This window comes from Lysinibacillus sp. 10T31 (assembly GCF_056394365.1).
This window is the reverse complement of sequence record NZ_JBFTHS010000115.1, coordinates 1-3,088: the sequence shown is the minus strand read 5'-3', so window position 1 is coordinate 3,088 and position 3,088 is coordinate 1. Positions and strand designations below refer to the sequence as shown.

Below are 3,088 nucleotides of genomic sequence, written 5' to 3'. Positions count from 1 at the left end.
TAAATCTGAAAGACTATTAATTTTAAATTCTGTCTCAATCTCTAGTTGAATATGCATACTAACACCTCGGTATTAGTATGAAATGAAAGAGCATTTTTGTACATCGTTATTCAAGCAGGAATGTACATATTTAAATTAGCATTTATACTACATCTCCCGCTATGGGTTACATCTTCTAAAATAAACCTGTATATTGTACATATTAAACTATATTTTAAATATCTAAATAACAAATCTAATATACATAAGAAAAGAGGATATATGCTCATATATTGAACATAATATCCTCTTATTAGTTTAGTCTATTTAATATAAAAAAGTTGCACCGTTTTGCCCTTGGGTGTAATTTTCTAAAGGAGTTTCCTTTGGAAAAAGTGTAATATAAAGTTAATCTGTAAACGGGCGTTTTTCTGAAATAAGGGAAGCGTCTTTCTTCATAAATAGGGGCCGTTTTCTTGAGTAACACATTTAAAGTTATAGGGCAAATAAATTGTGAAGGGTTTCACTTAAACTAAAGAGGCAGAATAGTTGAAGAGCGGTTTGAAGTTTGTCACCCAAAAGTAGGATATGTTAATTAATGAAATTGTTTAGAATACTTGATGGTTAATAAAAAAAGGGTAACTTTCGTCACCCTAAATTTATTTTATTTAGTTACCTTTAAATTACGTTCTTCAAAAATTTGTTTAGCTACAAAAATGGCGTTAAGAACTCTGGGAAAACCTGTGTACGGGACACAGTGAGTAATTGCCTCAATCACCTCGTTAGGTGTTAGTCCTACGTTAAGGGCAGCATTGATATGGACGTTTAATTGTGGTTCACATCCTCCTTGTGTAGTAAGAGAAGCAATTGTTACGAGTTGACGTTGTTTTAAGTCTAATCCCTTTCGGGAATATATGTCCCCAAAGGCAAATTCAACAATATATTTACCTAGTTCAGGTGCAATATCCTTTAATGATTCTATGACTCGTTCTCCTCCTTCTCCGTCTATTTCCGTAAGCTTTTCCCAACCTCTCTGATAACGTTCATTTGGCATCTTATTTTCCTCCTTAGAATTAAATTCACTTGAAAAGTAATTTATGAAATAAATTTACACTTTAGAGTGCACTCTAAAGCAATACTTTTTTTTATGCTATAATTAGATTATGGAAAAGAAAATTTTTACAATTCAACAAATCTCAAATATCACTGGACTAACCGTACACACATTACGTTATTACGAAAAAATTGGATTACTAAATGGTGTAGACCGCGATGTAAATGGATATCGCCAATATACTGAGTCGGATATTTCTTGGATCAATTTTTTAATTCGATTGCGAGTAACAGGTATGCCAGTCGCTGAAATGAAACAGTTTTCTGACCTGCGAGGCCAAGGCGATTCTACGATAAGTTTTCGTCGTGAATTATTAGAAAATCATCAAAAAAGTGTACTGGAACAAATAAAAGACTTACAAAATAATCTTTGCAAGATTGAAGAAAAAATTAACTATTATAAGGGATTAGAGGAGAGCGAAGTTAATAGCGGAAACAAACCCGTAAATCTTTAAAGGTGTTAATTTACTGTTTGCGATTCTTCAAGATGAAGGTCGCTTTTTTATATACCATTAGCAAGATTGTGAAAAAATGTACTTAAACTCCCATGAAAATAAAATCTCTGGCACTAAAAAAGTCCATGCTAAAATAAACGCGACCTTTATATTCAAAAAAATGGTAGCGCCTAAATAGAAATCTGATTTTAGATTGTATTAGGAAGCACCAAGTTCAGTGATGGTCACATTGTAACCCAAACTTTCAAGTCTCCGAACAGAATATCGAATAATGGATTGTTCTTTTTGTTTATCAAAGTAGTCTTCGCCCAAGTCTACATACATTTCTTTACGTGTTAAAAGGTAATAAGCAATGCGTAAGATGGCATGAGCAACAGATATTCCTGCTCGTTTTTTGCCTTTTCGAGCTGCAGTCCGTCTGTATAATGCGCCTAGATAGGTTTTAGATCCTCTAACGGAATGAGCTGCTTCGATTAGAGCCGATTTCAAGTATTTATTGCCTTTCTTCATAGCAGAGGATTTCCTTTTGCCTGCACTTTATTGTGTCCAGGTACTAGGCCTGCCCAAGAACAGAGATGTGCTGCACTTGGAAATTGCTTGTTTACATCAGTTCCGATTTCAGCTAGGATTTGTTCTGCCATTCGAGTGGCGATTCCAGGAATAGAATCCAATCTTTCGATATCTTCTTGGTGTGTGGAAAGTCGGCAAGCTACTTCTTGATTTAACAATTCAATTTGTGCAGTCAGAAAGTCAATATGAGTAAGAATGGTTTTAATCATTAATCGTTGATGTGGTTGAACGTAGCCACGAAGTGCGAGTTCCAGCTCTGCTTTTTTCTTTTTCATCGTCCGTCTAGCGAAGCCAGCCAACTTTTCTGGATCATCTTCACCTTCGGCAATCGCACGAAGCATATCAAGAGAGGAAACACCCATCACATCTGACACAACAGAACCAAGTTTAATATTCGCACCTTCGAGTACTTTTTGAATGCGGTTATGTTGTCTCGCACGTTCTTCAATTATACTCCGGCGATACCGAACTAATTCTCGCAATTCACGTTGGGTGCGATCTGGAATGAAGCTAGCTTTAAGTAATCCATGACGAAGTAACTTGGCGATCCATTCCGCATCTTTAACATCAGTCTTACGACCAGGAACCGCTTTGATATGTTGGGCATTTACAACTAAAAATTCGATGCTCTCAGCCTCGAGTATGTTTACAATAGGCTTCCAAAATACACCTGTACTTTCCATAGCTACGTGTGTACAACCCTGTTCTTTAATCCAATCAATTAATTGCAATAGAAAAACCGTTTTAGTAGAAAAAGTTTGAATCACTTTACCTTCTGGTGTCATAATACATGCGGTAATCGAATCCTTATGAATATCCATGCCACATGCACGTTCAATGATGACTTCCATTAGAAACATCCTTTCTACGGCCAATCAAATTAGAGGCTGGTGCAGCAACCTGAGTAGGATGAATCTCCCATGAGTGCTTCCCGTGAGGGAGCGACAGTCAGTGATACACCGTGGTCGTTG

2 protein-coding genes and 1 pseudogene are annotated in these 3,088 nt (G+C 36.2%); 1 reads left to right on the top strand and 2 read right to left on the bottom strand.

Annotated elements, in window-relative coordinates:
• Positions 1-643 precede the first annotated feature (643 nt).
• Positions 644-1,033 carry a carboxymuconolactone decarboxylase family protein gene (locus tag AC1DCY_RS26950; protein WP_477355693.1) on the bottom strand — a complete coding sequence of 130 codons (390 nt, stop codon included), beginning with the start codon at positions 1,031-1,033 and terminating at the stop codon, positions 644-646.
• Positions 1,034-1,142: 109 nt separating this feature from the next.
• Here AC1DCY_RS26950 and AC1DCY_RS26945 point away from each other — a divergent pair, with 109 nt between their 5' ends.
• Positions 1,143-1,547 (top strand): MerR family transcriptional regulator, encoded by a 405-nt coding sequence (locus AC1DCY_RS26945; RefSeq protein WP_477355690.1) that lies wholly within the window; start codon positions 1,143-1,145, stop codon positions 1,545-1,547.
• A 198-nt stretch (positions 1,548-1,745) separates the two neighbouring features.
• On the opposite strand, the pseudogene AC1DCY_RS26940 reads toward AC1DCY_RS26945, so the two are convergent.
• Positions 1,746-2,968 (bottom strand): annotated as a pseudogene (locus AC1DCY_RS26940) (IS110 family RNA-guided transposase).
• Positions 2,969-3,088 lie beyond the last annotated feature (120 nt).

Coding starts and splice junctions, on each gene's coding strand:
- AC1DCY_RS26950 (WP_477355693.1), bottom strand. CDS start 1,033: ATGCCAAATGAACGTTATCAGAGAGGTTGGGAAAAGCTTACGGAAATA.
- AC1DCY_RS26945 (WP_477355690.1), top strand. CDS start 1,143: ATGGAAAAGAAAATTTTTACAATTCAACAAATCTCAAATATCACTGGA.